General features: G+C 62.1%; 16 protein-coding genes. 3 read left to right on the top strand and 13 right to left on the bottom strand.

Translation table 11 applies throughout. From position 1 onward, the window contains the following. Nucleotides 1-59: 59 nt before the first annotated feature. The 7 genes from IB249_RS16555 to IB249_RS16525 all read right to left on the bottom strand — a co-directional run bounded on the left by IB249_RS16555 (nt 60) and on the right by IB249_RS16525 (nt 8,426). Entirely contained in the window at nt 60-239 is a 180-nt protein-coding gene (locus IB249_RS16555) for a hypothetical protein (RefSeq protein WP_192306618.1), read from the bottom strand. Next, nucleotides 236-1,366, bottom strand: coding sequence for a PepSY-associated TM helix domain-containing protein (locus IB249_RS16550; RefSeq protein ID WP_192306616.1), 1,131 nt, complete (start codon nt 1,364-1,366; stop codon nt 236-238). Before IB249_RS16550 ends, IB249_RS16555 begins: the two co-directional genes overlap by 4 nt. Before the next feature lie 69 nt (nt 1,367-1,435). Further along, nucleotides 1,436-3,844, bottom strand: a complete 2,409-nt coding sequence (locus tag IB249_RS16545; protein ID WP_192306614.1) for a TonB-dependent siderophore receptor — start codon at nt 3,842-3,844, stop codon at nt 1,436-1,438. A gap of 211 nt (nt 3,845-4,055) precedes the next feature. Next, nucleotides 4,056-5,027, bottom strand: a complete 972-nt coding sequence (locus IB249_RS16540; protein WP_192306612.1) for a FecR domain-containing protein — start codon at nt 5,025-5,027, stop codon at nt 4,056-4,058. Continuing rightward, nucleotides 5,024-5,542, bottom strand: coding sequence for an RNA polymerase sigma factor (locus tag IB249_RS16535; protein ID WP_192306610.1), 519 nt, complete (start codon nt 5,540-5,542; stop codon nt 5,024-5,026). The genes IB249_RS16540 and IB249_RS16535 overlap by 4 nt, the downstream gene beginning before the upstream one ends. Before the next feature lie 239 nt (nt 5,543-5,781). After that, a complete protein-coding gene (locus tag IB249_RS16530) occupies nt 5,782-6,489 on the bottom strand; it encodes a PolC-type DNA polymerase III (protein WP_192306607.1) in 708 nt (235 codons plus the stop codon). Next, the gene (locus tag IB249_RS16525) at nt 6,486-8,426 is read right to left on the bottom strand and encodes a putative nucleotidyltransferase substrate binding domain-containing protein (protein ID WP_192306605.1); all 1,941 of its coding nucleotides are present in this window, start codon (nt 8,424-8,426) and stop codon (nt 6,486-6,488) included. The genes IB249_RS16530 and IB249_RS16525 overlap by 4 nt, the downstream gene beginning before the upstream one ends. A 254-nt stretch (nt 8,427-8,680) precedes the next feature. Here IB249_RS16525 and IB249_RS16520 point away from each other — a divergent pair, with 254 nt between their 5' ends. Beyond that, nucleotides 8,681-9,127 (top strand): response regulator, encoded by a 447-nt coding sequence (locus IB249_RS16520; protein WP_192306595.1) that lies wholly within the window; start codon nt 8,681-8,683, stop codon nt 9,125-9,127. An 82-nt stretch (nt 9,128-9,209) separates the two neighbouring features. On the opposite strand, the gene IB249_RS16515 is transcribed toward IB249_RS16520, so the two are convergent. After that, nucleotides 9,210-11,387: a malate synthase G gene (locus tag IB249_RS16515; RefSeq protein ID WP_192306593.1), complete on the bottom strand. Its 2,178-nt coding sequence runs from the start codon at nt 11,385-11,387 to the stop codon at nt 9,210-9,212. Between the two features lie 542 nt (nt 11,388-11,929). On the opposite strand from IB249_RS16515, the gene IB249_RS16510 reads away from it, so the two are divergent. After that, a complete protein-coding gene (locus tag IB249_RS16510; protein WP_192306591.1) occupies nt 11,930-12,448 on the top strand; it encodes a glycine cleavage system protein R in 519 nt (172 codons plus the stop codon). Nucleotides 12,449-12,664: 216 nt separating this feature from the next. Here IB249_RS16510 and rarD read toward each other — a convergent pair whose 3' ends face one another. From rarD to IB249_RS16485, 5 genes are all read right to left on the bottom strand, one after another. Continuing rightward, nucleotides 12,665-13,552, bottom strand: a complete 888-nt coding sequence (rarD, locus tag IB249_RS16505; protein ID WP_192306589.1) for an EamA family transporter RarD — start codon at nt 13,550-13,552, stop codon at nt 12,665-12,667. A 200-nt stretch (nt 13,553-13,752) separates the two neighbouring features. Further along, on the bottom strand, nt 13,753-14,727 hold the full coding sequence (locus IB249_RS16500) for a serine/threonine protein kinase (protein WP_192306587.1): 975 nt from the start codon (nt 14,725-14,727) through the stop codon (nt 13,753-13,755). A 161-nt stretch (nt 14,728-14,888) separates the two neighbouring features. Continuing rightward, the gene (locus tag IB249_RS16495; RefSeq protein ID WP_192306577.1) at nt 14,889-16,790 is read right to left on the bottom strand and encodes a PhoX family protein; all 1,902 of its coding nucleotides are present in this window, start codon (nt 16,788-16,790) and stop codon (nt 14,889-14,891) included. Between the two features lie 57 nt (nt 16,791-16,847). Further along, nucleotides 16,848-17,612, bottom strand: coding sequence for a TOBE domain-containing protein (locus IB249_RS16490; RefSeq protein WP_192306575.1), 765 nt, complete (start codon nt 17,610-17,612; stop codon nt 16,848-16,850). Nucleotides 17,613-17,788: 176 nt separating this feature from the next. After that, a complete protein-coding gene (locus IB249_RS16485) occupies nt 17,789-18,523 on the bottom strand; it encodes a ComF family protein (RefSeq protein ID WP_192306573.1) in 735 nt (244 codons plus the stop codon). A gap of 109 nt (nt 18,524-18,632) precedes the next feature. Between IB249_RS16485 and bioB the strand changes: the two genes are divergently transcribed. Then, nucleotides 18,633-19,688, top strand: a complete 1,056-nt coding sequence (gene bioB / locus IB249_RS16480; protein WP_192306571.1) for a biotin synthase BioB — start codon at nt 18,633-18,635, stop codon at nt 19,686-19,688. Nucleotides 19,689-19,740: the final 52 nt, after the last annotated feature.

Raw genomic sequence — 19,740 nt, 5'->3', positions numbered from 1 at the left:
GGCGGTAGCAGAGGTGCCTGATCCGACGCCATCGCGAGCAGGCTCGCTCCCACAGTCAGTCAGCGGCGTTGCAGCAGGCCGCGCAGCGCCAGGACGGCCGGAATGCCCAGTCCTACCCAGCTCAGGACATCCCACGTCCCGTCACCCAACAACGCGGCAAACAAACCCGCGGCAGTGAACAGGGCGATGACGGTGGGCGTGCCGAAGACCTTCCAGAAATTCGATTGCCGGGGCTTCATGCGGCGCTCTCGACTGTTCCCAGCGCCGGTTTTGCCGCCTTGCGCCGTACCACCCACAGGTACACGCCGCTGCCGAGCACGATGATGGTCAGCCCATCGAGGGTGGCCCAGAGGATTTTCATCGGCATGCCGCCGTAATCACCGAAGTGCAGCGGCTGCGACATGCCCATGGCGTCCATGTACCACGGCCGCTCGACCACGGCGGTGACTTGCAGGTTACTGGCGTCGATCAATATCGGGGTCAGCAGGTGGGACGTCAGGTGCGTGCTGCCCTTCATGAACACCGCGTAATGGTGCTCGCTGGAAAACCGCGTGCCGGGGAAGGCGATGAAATCCGGCTGCATGCCGGGGGCGACCTCCCGGGCAATGTCGAGCAGCCGGGTGGCCGGGGCCAGGTGGGTCAGGGGTGGGGCATCGCGGTAGGGCGCGACCATCGCGCTGAGGGTGTCGTTGCGCCAGGCGGCGATCAGCAGGTCGGCGCAGGCGCTGATCACACCGGTCACGCCGACCACCAGCGCCCAGGTCAGGGTGACGACGCCGATCAGGTTGTGCAGGTCGAGCCAGCGCAGGCGGGTGGATTTGTCCTGGCGCACGGTGGCGAATTTCAGCCGCCGCATGAACGGCAGGTACAGCACCGTCCCGGAGACGATCGCCACCACGAACAGCAGGCCCATGAACGCGAGCAACAGCTTGCCGGGCAGGTCGGCGAACATGTCCACGTGCAGGCGCAGCATGAACATCATGAAACCGCCATTGGCCGACGGCATCTCCAGCGCCTCGCCGGTGCGGGCATCGAGCATGAAGGTGTGGGACTCGTTGGGGCCGGTGCCGGCGGTGGCCGCCATGATCGCGATCGCGGCGTTGGGCTCGTCTTCGTCGAAACCGAAATATTGCATGACTTCGCCCGGACGGTGTTTTTCCGCCGCCTGCACCAGTTGCTGCAGATTCAACGGCGGGGTATCGGCCGGCATCACCTTCAACGCCGGCGCATCGCCCAGCAGATGATCGATCTCGTGATGAAAGATCAACGGCAGGCCGGTCAGCGCCAGCATCAGCAGGAACACCGTGCAGATCAGGCTGGACCAGGTGTGGACAAAGGACCAGCGGCGGATTGTTTTGCTTTTCATAACCCATCCAGATGCAAAAGGGCCACGGCTGTGCCGTGACCCTTGTATGACCGCGAACCGATCAGTGGCTTACCACTTGTAGTTCACGCCCGCGATGACGTTGCGCTCGTCACCGTAGTAGCACCAGGTGCCGTCGCAGGTCGACAGGTAATCCTTGTTGAACAGGTTCTTCGCGGTGACGTCAACCGAGATCCCCGCCAGCGCCGGGTTGAGACGGCTCAAGTCGTAATGCACGGCCGCATCGTAGACGGTGTAGGAACCCACATGGCCGTTGTCGGTGTTGGCGGTGTTGCCGTAGGTGTCGCCCACATAACGTACGCCCGCCCCCACGCCAAACCCGTCAAGCACACCGGCGTGCCAGGTGTAGTCGGACCACAAGGAGGCTTGATTGCGCGGGACCAGCTTCATCCGGTTGCCCTTGTCGTCGCCCTTGAGGATCTCGGTATCGGTGTAGGTGTAGGAACCCACCAGTTTCAGGTTGTCGGTGACGTCGGACGTCGCTTCCAGCTCGATGCCCCGCACTTTCAATTCACCAATCTGACTGGTGACGTTGTTCTGCGATACCGACACGTTTTCCTGGCGCAAGTCGAACGCTGCTGCGGTGAGCAAGGTGCGGCTGCCCGGCGGCTGGTATTTCACACCCACTTCGGTCTGCTTGCCTTCGGTAGGCTTGAACGAGCGGGTTGCATTGGCCTCAGCGCCCATCGAAGGCTGGAACGACTCGGTATAGGAAATGTACGGGGTAATACCGGAATCGAACACGTAACTCAGGCCGGCGTTACCGCTGAAGGCCTTGTCGCGCTGGGTATTGGTCGCATCATTCTGGTTATTGAACTGAGTGGCGGAGTGAATCCAGTCTTCACGACCGCCCAGGGTCAGGCGCCATTTGTCCAGGGAGATTTGATCCTGTGCGTACAGGCCGGTCTGGTTGGTCTTCTGGTTGTAGTCATAGAAGGTGGCGTACGAAACGTTGGAGAAGTCCGCGCCACGGATCGGGTGGATCACGTTGCTGTCCGGGGCGTTGCCTTCCAGCCATTTGTAGTTGGTATTGGTCCGTTGGTGGTCCAGGCCCAGCAGTACCACATGGCTAAGCGGCCCGGTCTGGAAGTCGGCCTGGAAGTTGTTGTCCACGGCGAACTGGCTGATGTCTTCATCGACTTTGTCGACCAGACGACGGAGGGTTCCATCAGGGGCTACTACGTCACCGAACGACGCGTAGGCTTGTTGGAACGAGAGGTCGCTTTTGGTGTAGCGCAGGTTCTGCTTGAACTGCCAGACATCGTTCAAGCGATGGTCGAAGGCATAACCCAGCGCGTAATAGGTCCGGTCGTAGTGATCGGAGTCCGGGTCACCCAGGTTCTTGTGGTGGGAAATTTTTGCGCCTGCCGGAGAGGCCAGCTTGGTGCCTTGCAGCGGCAGGAACTGGCCGCTGACCCCGGTATCGTCGCGAGTGAACTGAGAGAGGAACGTCAGGTGCGTGTCGTCGTCGATGTTCCAGGTCAGGCTCGGTGCCAGGTTGTAACGCTTGTCATCGGTGTGATCGATCGGCATCCCGCTGTCACGCACCACACCGTCGATGCGGTACAGGAACTGCCCCTCGTCATCGATTTTTCCGGTGCTGTCGAAGTTGATCTGCTTGCGGTTGTTGCTGCCGACTTCGGCGCGCACTTCGTGGCTGGCAATGGCGTCGGGGCGGCGGCTGACCATGTCGAGCATGCCGCCTGGTGGGGTCTGGCCATACACCGAGGAAGCCGGCCCGCGCAGGAGTGTGATGCGTTCCAGGTCCCAGGTTTCAGCCTTCGGGTTGGCGTAGGAGCCTTTCGGCAGTGGCAGGCCATCGAGGAACTGGGTGGGTTCGAAACCTCGCACGCGCAGCCAGTCGGCACGGGAGTCGCTGCCATAGCTGCTGGCGATCACACCGGGCATGTAACGTACGGCGTCATCGAGGTTTTGCACGCCGCGATCTTCCATCTGGGCACGGGTGATCACTGACATCGAGCGCGGAGCTTCGACAATTGGCGTGTCGGTCTTGGTGCCTGCTGCAGTGCGGGTCGCCACGTAACCGTCCACCGGCCCCCAGGCATTTTCAGTGTTTTCAACGCCGATCACGCTGGTCTCCGGCAGCGCCATCACACCCTCGGGAGCGGCCACCAGGCTGTAGGTGCCGGTGCTGCTCTGTTCCAGTTGCAGACCGGTGCCGCGCAACGCAGCGCGCAGGGCGCCGGCGGCGTCGTATTGGCCGTTGACCGGTGCCGAGGTCTTGCCGGCGGCAAGCGATGGATTCAGCGACAGCGCCAGGCCCGACTGGCTGGCGATCTGGTTCAGGGTGCTGGCCAATGGCGCGGCCGGCAGGTTGTAGGGGCGAACGCTGGTCGCCTGTTCAGCGGCGATCAGCTGGCTGCTGACCAGAGGGGCACAAAGGGCAATGGCGACGGCCAGCAGGCTGGGGCGCAACAAGGTGTCTAGCGTACGGGACATACAAGGGCTCCTGAAAGGGAATACTTCTCAATTGCCTAGGTGCCGAACGAGAATTCAAAAGTGATAGGGCTGGATGAAAATAATTTCCATTCAGTGAATTTTTGCCAGGGCTGGCGGCTTCATCGCAAGCAGGTTCGCTCCCGCAAAAGCAGCATGATCACCTGTGGGAGCGAGCCTGCTCGCGAAAACGTCGGCCAGAGCGCCGCGAACATCAGGGTTTGGCGTCAGCCTTCGCCACTGTCACCCACCACGCCGTGTGCTGCTCGATCTGCACCGGCAAGGTTGGCAGCAGGGCGCTCAAGGCCAGGTCGGTGTCGTTCAACGGGAAGCTGCCGGTGATGCGCAGGTCAGCGACTTCCGGCGCTACGCCAAGGTGCCCGCGGCGATAGCGGCCGAGCTCATGCACCAGGTCTTCCAGGCGCGCGTTGTCCACCACCAGCATGCCGCGGGTCCAGGCATCGGCGCCGAGGTTGAGCGCAGCGATGGGGTCCAGGCCATGGCTGCGCATCAGCACTTGCTGGCCTTCCTGCAGAATCTGTTCGTCGGCACTCGACTGCGGATGAGCCGCCACGGCCGACTTCAACACGCTCAGGCGCGTGCCTTGCTCTTCGCGCTTGACCAGGAAGCGGGTGCCCAAGGCGCGCAGGCGACCTTCGCGGGTTTCGACGATAAAGGGCCGGGCATCGCCATGGCCGGTTTCGACGAGGATTTCGCCATCCTGGAGAATGACCCGGCGCTGCTTTTCATCGAACCGCACATCCACGGCACTGTGGGTGTTGAGGTTGATCACCGTGCCGTCGCTCAGGCGCAGGGTGCGCTGTTCCCCTGTGGCGGTGCGCTGATCGGCGAGCCAGTAATCCAGCGGCACGTACCGCTCGCCGGCGAACAGGGCCAGGCCGATCACCGCCACGATGCTCGCCAGGCCATTGCCCAGCTTTCGCACCCGTCGACGAACGCTCGCGCGCGATTGCAGCAACGCGGCGCGGGCCGGGCCGCTGGCCACGCTGAAACGCTGGTCGAGCATGCCCAACTGGCGCCAGGCCCGGGCATGTTCTTCGTGGGCGGCGTGCCATTTGGCGAATTCTTCGCGTTCTACCGGGTTGGCGGAGTCCAGCGACAATTGCCAGGCAATCGCTGCGTCCAGCACCTGTGCCGAGACCGGCTTGGAGCTGGCCGGGATCATACCGGTTCACCGTACAGAGCGATGTAGCACTGGCGAATGCCCTGGGCCAGGTATTGGCGAACCCTTGGCACCGACACCCCCAGGCGCTGGGCGATGTCCGCATGGCTCAGGCCGTCCAGCCGGTTGTAGAGAAAAGCGGCCCGGGCCTTGCTGGACAGTTTGCCCAGCAGGCGGTCGATGTTCTTCAGGTCTTCGAGGATCATCTGCCGTTCTTCAGGCGAAGGCTGTTCGTCTTCGGGAATCAGCATCAGCTCGGTAAGGTAGGCCTGCTCCAGCGCGGCTCGGCGGAAGTAGTCGAACAGCAGGCCTTTGGCGATGGCCACCAGAAACGCCCGGGGTTCGCGTGGTTCCTTGAGTTCCTCGCGGCCCAGCAGACGCACGAAAGTGTCCTGGCTCAGGTCCTCGGCCCGTTGCGGGCAGGCGACGTTGCGTCGAAGCCAAGCCAGCAGCCAACCGCGATGGTCGCGATACAGCGCACCGACGAGCTCACTTTGAGGGCTGGGAACTGACGACACGCCGTATCACCGATTAAGAAGTGTTAACTAACGAGAATTGTTCGCGATTGTGGCAGAGGCGCGAGCGCTAAGCAATTGGCCACTGGTCAGGTGATGGGAAGGGTTTCGGACCGCGTTATCGTTCATCGCGAGCAGGCTTGCTTCCTCAGGGGCCAAGCGTATCCACAGAAGCCACGTTCACTGGAGATTCCTGTGGGAGCGAGCCTGCTCGCGATGACGGTCGAAAAGACGCCGCAGATCTAGAAAGACGGCGAATTCTGCCGCCGTTTCCACTGGTTCAGCCGTTGTTGCAGATTCAACGGACTGTGGATTTGCTGCTGTCGTGCCCGGCTGAACAGGATCAGCGCCAGTTCAGCGGTGGCCAGTGCATCGGCACTGGCGTGGTGGCGCTCCTGCACCTGGAGTTTGAACCAGTCGATCCAGTCGTCCAGCCCGGCCTCGCGAATGCGCGCCTGGGGACACAGCAACGGTGCAATATCGGCGACATCCAGAAACGTATGCTGCAACTTGTAGCCCAGGTGATCTTTTAACGCGCGCCCGAGCATGTGTTGGTCGAACGGCGCATGAAACGCCAGCATCGGACTGTCGCCGACGAACTCCATGAACTCGATCAAGGCCTGCGCCGGATCGCTGCCAGCGGCCACCGCGCTCGGGCCCAGGCCGTGGATCAACACGCTGGGCGCCACTTTCATGTCGGCGCATTGCAGGGTGCGTTCGAACTGCTGGCTGAAATCGATCGCGCCGTCCTCGATCACCACGGCGCCAATGGACAGTACACGATCCTTGTTCAGGTTCAGGCCGGTGGTCTCCAGGTCCAGCACCACCCAGCGCTGCTGGCGCAGGCTGCACTCGCCCAGTTCGGTGGCCGCGGGCAGGTCCTTGAGCCGTTGCTGCAATTCACCGGACAACATCGGGCCTGCCGGTCGCAGCCATGAAAACAGGCTCATAGCTGATACCGCAGGGTCAGGCTGCTCTGCAGGCGTTGGGCCTGGCGCAGGGATTCACGCAGGATCCGCCGGTCCAGATGATTGAGGCTGTCGGGATCGACCCGATTGGAGTAGGGCAGATTCTCCCGGGTCTGCAGCTGATGTTGCTGCATGCGGGTTTGTTGAATGAAGTGATACGCCTCTTCGTACGCCGCACCGTCCAGGGGTTCGATCACCTGTTTTTCGACCAGTTGGCGGAAGCGCTCCAGCGTATTGTTCGCCCCGATGCCATGGGCCAGCGCGAGCAATCGGGCGCCGTCGACGAAGGGCGTCAGCCCTTGGACTTTGAGGTCCAGGGTGGCTTTCTCACCGTTCTTGCGCGCCAGGACAAACTCGCGGAAGCGCCCGACGGGCGGACGGTTGCGCAGGGCGTTCTCGGCCATCATGCGCTGGAACAAGCGGTTGTCGCCCACCTGGTCGAGAATCCCCCGACGCAATTGTTCGCCGCTTTGCTCCTCGCCCCAGACCACCCGCAGATCGAAGTAGATGCTCGACCCCAGCAGGTTCTCCGGCGTCGCTTCGCGTATGAACGCCGCAAAGCGCCGCGCCCACTCGGCGCGGGACAGGCACAGCTCGGGGTTGCCGGCCATGATGTTGCCTTTGCACAGGGTGAAGCCGCACTGCGCCAGGCTCTGGTTGATGTGTTGCGCGATGGGCAGCAGCTTGCCGCGAATCTCGGCGGCATGGGCGGCGTCGCGGGCTTCGAACAGGATGCCGTTATCCTGGTCGGTGTGCAGCGTCTGCTCGCGGCGACCTTCGCTGCCAAAGCACAACCAGCTGAACGGTATGCCGGGATCGCCTTTCTCGGCGAGCGTCAGTTCGATCACCCGGCACACGGTGTGGTCGTTGAGCAGGGTAATGATGTGGGTGATCTGGGTCGACGACGCGCCGTGGGCGAGCATGCGCTCCACCAATTGGCCGATCTCGCCGCGCAGCGCCACCAGGTTTTCCACCCGTTGGGCGCTGCGGATGGTGCGGGCCAGGTGCACCAGGTCGACCCGTTGCAGGGAAAACAGGTCACGCTCGGACACCACGCCACACAGGCGCTGATCCTTGACCAGGCAGACATGCGCGATGTGCCGCTCGGTCATGGCAATCGCCGCGTCGAAGGCGCTGTGATCCGGGCTCAGAAAAAACGGCGCCCGGGTCATGTGCCGGTCGATGGCCTCGTTGAAGTCACTGGTGCCGCCCGCCACCACCTGGCGCAGGTCTCGCAAAGTGAAAATGCCCTGGGGGGCCTTGTTTTCGTCGACGACCACGATGCTGCCGACCTGCTGCTCGTGCATCAGGCTCACGGCTTCGCGCAGTGGCGTGGCGGGGCTGCAGGTCACCGGATGACGCATGGCCAGCTCGCCCAGGCGAGTATTGAGCGAATACTGGGTGCCGAGGGTTTCCACGGCTTTCTGCTGGACTTGCTGGTTGACCTGGTCCAGCAGGCTGCTGACGCCGCGCAGGGCGAAGTCGCGAAAGGTGTTGGACAGCGCAAACAGCTTGATGAATGCCAGCTTGTTCAGTTGCAGGCAAAAGGTGTCTTCGGCCGCCAGGTGTTCGGTGCGGGTCGCGCGTTCACCCAGCAGCGCGGCGAGGGGAAAGCACTCCCCGGTGGTGATTTCGAAGGTGGTTTCGGTGCCGCCCTTGGCGCTGTGGGGACGCTCGCCGACCACCCGACCCTGCTTGACGATGTAGAAATGCTCAACCGGGCCATCGGCGGGCTTGATGATGCTTTCGCCCGGTGCATAAAAACGCAGCTGACATTGTTCGACCAGGTACGCCAGGTGGGCGTGTTCCATCTGATTGAAGGGCGGGAAGCGCTGGAGGAATTGCAAGGTACCCTGGATGTTCTGCAATACCGCGGTTTTCCCTGCCTGTGTGAAGGCGTCCGCTCTACTCATAACCATTACCGCAGTCTTTTTTCGAATTGTTGTTGTCGGATGACTCGGTCATGGTCAGCCCCTGAGCGCTGAGTGCCCATTGGACGTAAGTCTAGGTTGGGCCCCAGGGCGTCAGATAAAGGAAAACCCCTACGAAAATCGAGGAAGAACCTATCCTTTCCCTTATAGGCAAAAAATCCGACGAAGTGCACATTAGAAGGTCTGCTTAGCGATGTCTCACCACTGAGCCAGGGAACGAATTTGATCATTTAGAGATTGCCATGTCCGACCACGATATTTTGAGTGACGCCGAGCGCGAGGCGCTGAGCGCCGTCATGCTGGAGCCCGACCTGCCGCCGCAACGCGTACTGATCGTCGATGACGATAAAGACGCACGCGAGCTGCTGTCGGAGATCCTCGGTCTGGATGGCATTCGTTGCATGACCGCTGCCAGCGGTGAAACGGCACTCAAGATGTTGAGCGAAAAACCTTCGATCGGCCTGGTGATCACCGATCTGCGCATGGGGCATATCGATGGCCTGGATTTGATCCGCCAGGTGCGCGAATCGGTGCGAGCGGCAATGCCGTTCATCATCGTTTCCGGTGATGCCGATGTGAAGGACGCGATAGCCGCCATGCATTTGAGCGTGGTGGATTTCCTGCTCAAACCGATCGATACGCAAAAATTGCTGGCGCTGGTCAAGCATGAACTGGGGATGGAGCCTTAGTACTGCGCCTGCCCTGTGGCAGCGAACAAAAAAGCCCTGATCTTTCGATCAGGGCTTTTTCGTTTCCGGTATCGACGCTCAGTTACAGGCCATTGGCAGCCTTGAACTCGCGACGACGACGGTGCAGGACCGGCTCGGTGTAGCCGTTCGGCTGTCGGGTGCCTTCGATCACCAGTTCGACCGCCGCCTGGAAGGCGATGTTGCTGTCGAAGTCCGGTGCCAACGGGCGGTACAGCGGGTCATTGGCGTTCTGGCGATCGACCACCGGTGCCATGCGCTTGAGGCTTTCCATCACCTGCTCCTGGGTGACGATGCCGTGGCGCAGCCAGTTGGCGATGTGCTGGCTGGAAATGCGCAGGGTGGCGCGGTCTTCCATCAGGCCGATGTCGTTGATGTCCGGCACCTTCGAGCAACCCACGCCCTGATCGATCCAGCGCACCACGTAACCGAGAATGCCCTGGGCGTTGTTGTCCAGTTCGTTCTTGATCTGTTCGTCGGTCCACTGCGGGTTCACTGCCAGCGGGATGGTCAGGATGTCGTCCACCGACGCCGGCGCGCGCTTGGCCAGTTCGGCCTGGCGGGCGAACACGTCGACCTTGTGGTAATGCAGCGCGTGCAGTGCCGCCGCCGTTGGCGACGGAACCCAGGCCGTGTTGGCGCCGGCCAGTGGGTGAGCGATTTTCTGTTCGAGCATCGCCGCCATCAGGTCGGGCATGGCCCACATGCCTTTACCGATCTGCGCGCGACCTTGCAGGCCGGTGCTCAAACCGATGTCGACGTTGGAGTTCTCGTAGGCGCCGATCCATTTTTCCGCCTTCATGTCCGCCTTGCGCACCATCGGGCCGGCTTCCATGGAAGTGTGGATTTCATCGCCGGTACGGTCGAGGAAACCGGTGTTGATGAACACGACACGCTCGCTCGCCGCCTGGATGCAGGCCTTGAGGTTGACCGTGGTACGGCGCTCCTCGTCCATGATCCCGACCTTGAGGGTGTTGCGCGGCAGGCCGAGCACGTCCTCGATGCGGCCGAACAGCTCGTTGGTGAACGCAGCTTCTTCGGGGCCGTGCATCTTCGGCTTGACGATGTAGACCGAGCCGGTGCGGGTGTTCTTGCGCGTGGTGTTGCCGTTGAGGTTGTGCAGGGCCGCGAGGCTGGTCACCAGGCCGTCGAGGATGCCTTCCGGCACTTCGTTGCCATGCTTGTCGAGGATGGCATCGATGGTCATCAAGTGGCCGACGTTGCGTACGAACAGCAGCGAGCGCCCGTGCAGGCTCAGTGCGCTGCCGTCGACTGCGGTGTAGGTGCGGTCGGCGTTCATGGTGCGGGTGAAGGTCTTGCCGCCCTTGGCGACTTCTTCGGCCAGGTCGCCCTTCATCAGGCCGAGCCAGTTGCGGTAGATCACCACCTTGTCATCGGCATCGACGGCGGCGACGGAGTCTTCGCAGTCCATGATGGTGGTCAGCGCCGCTTCCATCAGGATGTCTTTGACACCGGCGGCATCGGTCTGGCCGACCGGCGTGCTGGCGTCGACCTGGATCTCGAAATGCAGGCCGTTGTTTTTCAGCAGGATTGCGATCGGTGCCGAGGCATCGCCCTGGAAACCGATCAACTGGGCGTCGTTGCGCAGGCCGCTGTTGCTGCCGCCCTTGAGCGCGACCACCAGTTTGCCGTCGACGATCGTGTAGCGGGTGGCATCGACATGGGAGCCGGCGGCCAATGGCGCCGCTTCGTCGAGGAAGGCGCGGGCGAAGGCGATGACCTTGTCGCCGCGAACCTTGTTGTAGCCTTTGCCTTTTTCCGCGCCATCCGCTTCGCTGATGGCGTCGGTGCCGTACAGCGCGTCATACAGCGAACCCCAGCGGGCGTTCGAGGCGTTGAGCGCGAAACGGGCATTCATCACCGGCACCACGAGTTGCGGGCCGGCCATACGGGCGATTTCTTCATCGACGTTTTGCGTCGTTACCTGGAAATCGGCCGCTTCTGGCAGCAGATAACCGATGTCTTGCAGGAACGCCTTATAAGCCACGGCGTCATGGGCCTGACTGGCGCGTTCCTGGTGCCAGGCATCAATGCGAGCCTGGATATCATCGCGTTTGGCGAGTAGGGCTTTGTTCTTCGGTGCCAGGTCATGGATGACCTTGTCGGCACCGGCCCAGAACGTGTCGGCGGTGAGGCCGGTTCCGGGAATGGCTTCGTTGTTCACGAAGTCGAACAGGACTTTGGCGACCTGCAGGCCACCGACTTGAACGTGTTCAGTCATTGCTTGCCTCACTCTGCTCAGCTATTTCTTTTTCTTCAAATTGACAATGAAGCCTCGGGCTATTTAAACCACAAACCCTTTCCCCCGGTACATGCCATTGCGGGCGGCCGGGCTGGAACCGATCAACGGCTTTGAGGCCTTGCTGACAGGGCTTTCAGGGTTGCGATCGTGCCTGCGGCAGACATCGATCCAACGTTATGTAGTGCGCGCTGCGGAATACTACATGATGAATTGCGGTTGTGAAAATTAGACTAATTACGTCGTTCTGCGACCCCGTGACGCATTGCAGTCACAGCGGGGCACAGGATGTTCTCAAAAAACAGATGGATTGTTCCAGTTAAATATCGTGAGTTGTACACGATTTGTTGGGCGGCTCAAGATTGTGTGGCCTTCAATCGCGAGCACGCTCGCTCCCATAGGGGGCCGGCGTTGTTCGTGTGGGAGCGAGCCTGCTCGCGATGGGGCCAGCCGGTCCGGCGCAGAGCCACCCCTTGCCTATACTTGCCCTTCAAGCACAAACGTCATTACCAGAGGGCTGCGCCATGGACCACCTCGTACTCACAGTTTTCGCGCCGGACAAGGCTGGGCAGGTCGAGCGCATCGCCCAGTGCATCGCCGAGCAGGGCGGTAACTGGTTGGAAAGCCGCATGTCACGGATGGCCGGGCAGTTTGCCGGGATTCTTCGGGTGGGCGTGCCGGCGGAGGCCTACGACGCATTGGTCGATGCCCTGCAGGGCTTGTCGGCCCATGGCATCCGGGTGTTGATTGCCGAAAGCGGCATCGAGCAATCCTGCACCTGGAAGCCGATTGCAATGGAGTTGGTGGGCAATGACCGCCCCGGGATCGTGCGTGACATCACGCGTCTGCTGAGCGAGCAGGGGGTGAACCTGGAACGGCTGGTCACCGAAGTGCGCCCGGCGCCGATGAGCAGTGAACCGCTGTTTCACGCCGAGGCGATCCTGGCGGTGCCGCTGACCCTGTCCCTGGACGTGCTGCAATCGCGCCTGGAAACCTTGGCGGATGATTTGATGGTGGAACTTGTCCTGCGCAGTGAACCCTGACAGGGTTATCCAGTTTTTACCTGCACCTGCCTGTGGATAACCTGTAGAGACAGCCCGCCAGGCCACGCCGTTCGAGGCTTGGCCAGGGTTGGTCAAAAAAACGCCAACATTCAGTGACTTGCGCACAAACGCCGGGGATCACGCTGTGGATAACCTTGGGAAGAAACCCTTCAGGCCACGTATAACGCGGCCTGCAGAGATTTGTGCGTTTTTTGATCAGCTACGCCGGCGCAGACTGACCCACGCATCGACGCTGTAGACCGCCAGTCCGGCCCAGATGAAAATGAAGGCCAACAGGGTGCTGGACGACAAGTGTTCGCCAAACAGCAGCACGGCTTGCAGCAGCACCAGTGTGGGCGCCAGGTACTGGAGGAAACCCAGGGTCGTATAGGGCAAATGCCGCGCGGCGGCGTTGAAGCAGACCAGCGGCACCAGGGTCACCGGTCCGGCGGCCACCAGCCACCAGGCTTCGGACGTAGTCCAGAACTCGGGTTGCGCGCTCATGGCCGTCTGATTGAACAGCAACCAGGCCATGGCAATGGGCACCAGCATCCAGGTCTCTACCACCAGGCCGGGCAGGGCCTTGACCGGGGCTTGCTTGCGGATCAGGCCATAGAATCCGAAGGTCAGTGCCAGCACCAGCGATACCCACGGCAGGCTGCCGACCTGCCAGACCTGCTGCGCCACGCCGACTGCCGCCAGGCCGACCGCGATCCACTGCATGCGCCGCAGCCGCTCGCCGAGGATCAGCATCCCCAGCAGTACGTTGACCAGCGGATTGATGTAGTAGCCGAGGCTGGCCTCCAGCATGCGCCCGTTGTTCACCGACCAGACATACGTCAACCAGTTGGCCGCGATCAGCGTACCGCTCAGCGCGAGTATCGCCAGCCGTTTGGGGTTGTCACGCAATTCACGCCACCAGCCAGGATGCTTCCAGACCAGCAGCAACAAGGCGCCGAACAAGGCCGACCAGAGCACGCGGTGAATGATGATCTCCACGGCGGGCACGTTGGCGATGGCTTTGAAGTAGATCGGGAACAGGCCCCAGATGATGTAGGCACTCAGGCCCAGGATGTACCCGCGACGCGGGTTGGCGGCTTGCATGCAGAGTCCTTGCTTAGGCAGCTAACAAAGAGGGGATTGTAAGGAAATTTGTCTACGAATGTCCTGTTCGAATAGGTACTGCAATTGTGAACACGGGTCTGTGGCGAGCCTGCTCGCGATGGCGGATAGACCTTCAGCACACCGTGGCCTGATAGGTCGGCATCGCGAGCAGGCTCGCTCCCACACTTGAGTCGGGTGAATCAGAACAGTTTCAAGGGTTCTTCGTTGAGCGCCGCCAGTTGTTCGCGCAACGCCAGTACCTGGTCGCCCCAGTACCGCTCCGTGCCGAACCACGGAAAACTGTGCGGGAACGCCGGGTCGTCCCAACGCCGGGCGAGCCAGGCGCTGTAGTGCATCAGGCGCAATGCGCGCAATGGCTCGATCAAGGCCAGTTCCCGCGGGTCGAAGTCGTGGAACTCGTTGTAGCCGTCCATCAATTCCGACAATTGTCCCAGGCAAGCCTGGCGATCACCGGCGAGCATCATCCAGATGTCCTGCACGGCCGGTCCCATGCGGCAGTCGTCGAGGTCGACGATGTGGAAGACCTCGTCGCGGCACATCATGTTGCCGGGGTGGCAATCGCCATGCATGCGGATGTTCTGGTGCGGCGTGGCCTGATAGACCTCCTCGACCCGCTTGAGCAGGTCGCGTGCCACGGACTCGTAGGCCGGCAGCAGGCTCTTGGGGATGAAATTGCCGTCAAGCAGTGTGGCCAGCGAGTCATGGCCGAAGTTCTTCACGCCCAGGGCTTCACGGTGTTCGAACGGCTTGGTCGAGCCGACGGCGTGTAACCGGCCGAGCAACTGGCCGAGGCGATACAGCTGATCGAGGTTGCCCGGCTCCGGCGCCCGGCCGCCACGGCGCGGAAACAGGGTGAAGCGGAAACCGTTGTGTTCGTGCAGGCTGGCACCGTTGTGAATCAGCGGTGCCACCACCGGCACCTCGCATTCGGCGAGTTCGAAGGTGAACTGGTGCTCTTCGAGGATCGCTTCATTGCTCCAGCGCTGCGGGCGGTAGAACTTGGCGATCAGTGGCTCGGCGTCTTCGATGCCGACTTGATAGACGCGGTTTTCGTAGCTGTTGAGCGCCAGAATGCGGGCGTCACTGAGAAAACCGATGCTTTCGACGGCATCGAGCACGAGGTCTGGGGTGAGGGTTGCAAACGGGTGGGCCATGCTGACTCCTGCGCGCAGCAGGCTGCTGCGTCCGGCCAGGCATGGTAGCGCAGACGGGCGTGGATAGGTGGTGGCTGTGCGGACGCCTTCGCGAGCGGGCTCGCTCCCACAGGAGCCTGTGCGGACCCTGTGGGAGCGAGCCCGCTCGCGAAAGTGGCCTGTCAGGCGCCGACGATCCCACCGTCTTCACGGGTGATTGCCATCACCGAAGACCGTGGCTTGCCGTTCGGCAAATGCTCGGGGAATGTCGAACCACCGTTCTCCCCGGGATGCTGAATCCCCACGAACAGCGTCTTTTGATCCGGCGAGAAGCTGATCCCCGTGACCTCGCAACCAATCGGTCCGACCATGAAACGCCGGATTTCCCCGGTCGCCGGGTCGGCGCAGAGCATCTGGTTGTTGCCCATGCCGGCAAAGTCACCGGCATTGCTCGAGTCGCCATCGGTGAGGATCCACAACCTTCCGGCCTTGTCGAAGCCCAGTCCATCCGGGCTGTTGAACATGTTCTGCGGCGTGATGTTGGACGAACCACCCTTCGGCGTACCGGCGTGGACCTGCGGGTTGCCCGCGACCACGAACAGGTCCCAGGCAAAATTGTTCGAGGCGTGATCGTCGCGGTCGGTGCGCCAGCGCAGAATCTGTCCGTAGACATTTTTCTCCCGCGGGTTGGGGCCGCCGACGGGCTGGCCATCTTCACCGCGCTTGGCGTTGTTGGTCAGGGTGCAATAGACCTGGCCATCCTTGGGGCTGACGACGATCCACTCCGGGCGGTCCATGCGCGTGGCTTTGACCGCCGTAGCCGCGAGGCGCGCGTTGATCAGCACGTCGGCCTGGCTGGCGAAGCCACTGCTGGCGTCGATGCCGTTCTTGCCGTGCGTCAGCTCGACCCATTCGCCCTGGCCTTTCGGGTGGTCGGTATTGCCGTCGCCTGCATCGAAGCGCGCCACGTACAGGGTGCCGTGGTCCAGCAGGTCGCGATTGGCTTTAGGGTGCTTGTGGTTGATCCGGTCGCGGCTGACGAACTTGTAGATGAACTCGCCGCGCTCGTCGTCGCCCATGTACACCACCGCGCGACCGTCATGGGTCTCGGCCAGGGCAGCGTTTTCATGTTTGAAACGGCCCAGGGCCGTGCGCTTGACCGGCGTCGATGTCGGGTCGAACGGATCGATTTCCACCACCCAGCCGTGACGGTTCAGTTCGTTGGGGTTTTTCGCCAGGTCGAAGCGCTCGTCGTGTTGATGCCAGTTGATCTCTTTACTGGCGGCGACCACACCGTAGCGTTTCTGCGCGGCATCGAATTTCTGCTCGGCATTGCTGCTGCCGAAGCAGTCGGTGAAGTTCTCTTCACACGTCAGGTACGTGCCCCAGGGTGTCTTGCCGTTGGCGCAGTTCTGGAAGGTGCCGAGGACGTTCCTGCCGTGCGGGTCGGCGCTGGTTTTCAACAGGTCATGGCCGGCGGCGGGGCCACTCAGGCTGATCGGCGCGTTACCGTGGATGCGCCGGTTGTAGCGCGAGCCCTGGACGAACTGCCACTGGCCCTTCTTGCGCTGCACTTCAATCACCGACACGCCCTCGCAGGCCAGCGCCTTGCGCACTTCTTCAGCCGACTGCGGCATGCCGCCGTGGGGGTAGAGGTAGCGATAGTTGGTGTATTCGTTGTTGATCGCCATCAACGCCCGGTCTTTTTCACCGGGGAATTCGAACAGGCTCATGCCGTCGTTGTTGTCGCCGAACTGCACTTCCTGCTGCGCGGCAGTGCCGTTGCCGCTCGGGTCGAACGCCGGACCGTCCTTGTGCAGCGGTTGGCCCCAACTGATCAGCACCGAGGACTTGTAGCCCGGCGGCAGGGTAATGGCATCGCGGGTGGCGGCCGGGATGCTGGCAAAGCCCAGCAGTGTGCTGTTGCCGGCGCTGACGCTGGCGGCGAGTACGCTGCGGCTGAGCAGATTGCCGCCCAGGAACATGGCGGCACCGCACAAGGCGCCCGCGCTGATGAAGCCACGACGGCTGAGGCCGACCATGTTTTCAAGGTCGGTGGATTGGTTGTCTTCTAATAGGCTCACGTCAGGCTCCCTGCGGTTTTTGCAGTCACCTTAAAGCGCATAAATGACGCTTGTGTTTCAGAGCTGTGTACCGAGCAGCACGTTCGACGCGGCGAACTGCACCCGCACCGCTCGATTGACCGACAAACCACGGGTTCGCAGATCCAGTGGTTCGGCCAGTGCGCACAGGGTCTGGCCATTGGGCAGGGTGATGCGCACCTCGCTGGGGCCGTCTTCGGCGTCGAGGATTTCTTCGATAATGCCGGTCAAGTCATTGTGTCCCGGTGTTGCAGGGCTCTCGATGGGCAGCACGTCGAGCCAGCCGGCCTTGATCAGGGCGACCACTTCGCTGCCCGGTTCCAGGGCCAGGCGCAGGGTGCTGTTGTGAGTGATCTGTGCGTCGAGGATCAGGCCTTCGGCCAGTTCCAGGCGAATCAGGTCGTTGCGCCCCTGTGCCTCGATCGCCTTGACCTTGCCGTGCAACTGATTGCGAGCGCTGGTTCTGAGCATCAGGCGACCGAGCAGATCGAGGTCGCTGGCCTCTTCCGCGGCTTCCAGCACCTGGGCCTGCAACGCCTGCAGTTTCTGATACAGGCGCAGGACGCGCTCGCCCTCGCTGGACAGCTTGGCGCCGCCACCGCCCTTGCCGCCGACACTGCGTTCCACCAGGGGTTTTTGCGCGAGGTTGTTCAATTCGTCGATGGCGTCCCATGCCGCTTTGTAGCTCAGGCCCGCGCTTTTCGCGGCGCGGGTGATCGAGCCCTGATCGGCGATGTGTTGCAGTAACGCAATGCGTTGAGGGCGACGAACGATGTGTTGGGACAGCAGGGTAGGCAGGGACATGGCTGGGTGCTTTGGCGGATGTATGTCAAGACGTTGGCGGCTGAAGCCCCGGTAGTCAAGTTGGACCGCGATCCTGTGGGAGCGGGCTTGCTCGCGATGGCGGCCTCACAGACGACTTTGAAGTTGAATGCCGAGCCGCTTTCGCGAGCAAGCCCGCTCCCACAGGGTGTGCGGGGTTAGTCCCCTGGTTTGGGCGTGCGTGCCAGGCAATAGACGTCGACCCGCGCGGCACCGGCCTCCATCAACAGGCGTGCCAGGGCCTGCGCGGTGGCGCCGGTGGTCAGCACGTCGTCCACCAGGGCCAGGTGGCGCCCCCTGATCGACGCCTCAGGCATCAGGGCGAAGGCGTGGCGCAGGTTTTTCCGGCGGGCATCGGCCTTGAGGGCCTGCTGGGCGCTGGTGTCCTGGGTGCGCTGGAGCAACCGTTCGTCGCAAGGGATGCCCAGGCGCTCACTCAACCAGCGGGCCAGCATCGTGGCCTGGTTGAAACCCCGCTGGCGCAGGCGTTTAACGGCGAGCGGAACGGGAACCAGCGCATCCGGTCGTGCCAGTGCTTCATCGAAACGGTATTGCAGGGATTGCGCGAGAAGTTCGGCCAACAGGCGGCCAAGGGGCCACTTGGCGCTGTGTTTGAAGCGGGTGATCAGGCTGTCGACCGGAAAGCTGTAGGTCCAGGGCGCAATCACCTGTTGAAAAGCCGGTGGCTGCTGCAAGCATTGACCGCAGGTCAGGCCCGGTGAAGGCATGGGCAAGGCGCAGGTGTCGCAGTGATCGCCCAGCCAGGGCAGATCGGCTTCGCAGGCCAGGCAGATGGGCCTGACGTCTTCGGTGCATTCACTGCACAATAAACAGTTCTGATCATTATTTAACCAGATGTAAACCTTTGCTGCGTGACGTGGTTGACAGTGCATCGCTCTTCCTTAAATATGCCAAACATCCGTGTCGCGTCTGGGGTTATTCCCTGCCCCAGTCGTCAGTCCAGCATAGAACTTTGCCCTGCTTAAAATAAAGGTAACGCCCATGAGCGCCAGCACCTCTGCCACCCTGCGTCATGACTGGTCTTTGGCCGAAGTCAAAGCTCTCTTCGTTCAGCCATTCAATGACCTGTTGTTCCAGGCGCAGACCGTGCACCGCGCGCACTTCGACGCCAACCGTGTGCAGGTGTCCACGCTGCTCTCGATCAAGACCGGCGCCTGCCCGGAAGACTGCAAATACTGTCCGCAGTCCGGTCACTACAACACCGGCCTGGAAAAAGAAAAGCTGATGGAAGTGCAGAAGGTCCTCGAAGAGGCCGCCCGCGCCAAGGCCATCGGTTCGACCCGGTTCTGCATGGGCGCCGCCTGGAAACACCCGTCGGCCAAAGACATGCCCTACGTGCTGAAAATGGTCGAAGGGGTGAAGGCCCTGGGCCTGGAAACCTGCATGACCCTCGGCCGCCTCGATCAGGAGCAGACCGAGGCGCTGGCCAAGGCCGGTCTCGACTACTACAACCACAACCTTGATACCTCCCCGGAGTTCTACGGCAGCATCATCACCACCCGCACCTACAGCGAGCGCCTGCAAACCCTGGCCTACGTGCGGGATTCGGGGATGAAGATCTGTTCCGGCGGTATCCTCGGCATGGGCGAGTCTCTCGACGACCGCGCCAACCTGCTGATCCAGCTGGCCAACCTGCCGGAGCATCCGGAGTCGGTGCCGATCAACATGCTGGTGAAAGTGGCCGGCACACCGCTGGAAAACGCCGAAGACATCGACCCGTTCGACTTCATCCGCATGCTCGCCGTTGCGCGCATCCTGATGCCCAAATCCCACGTACGCCTGTCCGCCGGCCGCGAAGCCATGAACGAGCAGATGCAGGCCCTGGCGTTCTTCGCCGGCGCCAACTCGATCTTCTATGGCGAAAAACTGCTGACCACCGCCAACCCGCAGGCCGACAAGGACATGCGACTGTTTTCGCGTCTGGGCATCCTGCCGGAAGCCCGCGAGGAACATGCCGATGAGGTGCACCAGGCCGCCATCGAGCAGGCACTGGTCGAGCAGAAGAGCAGCGAGATGTTCTATAACGCCGCGGTTTGACGCGACACACATCGAATGTGGGAGCGGGCCTGTTCGCGAAGACGGACTGACA

The sequence above is a fragment of the Pseudomonas sp. PDM04 genome (assembly GCF_014851765.1).
Classification (GTDB): Bacteria; Pseudomonadota; Gammaproteobacteria; order Pseudomonadales; family Pseudomonadaceae; genus Aquipseudomonas.
This window is presented reverse-complemented; position numbering and strand designations above follow the sequence as displayed.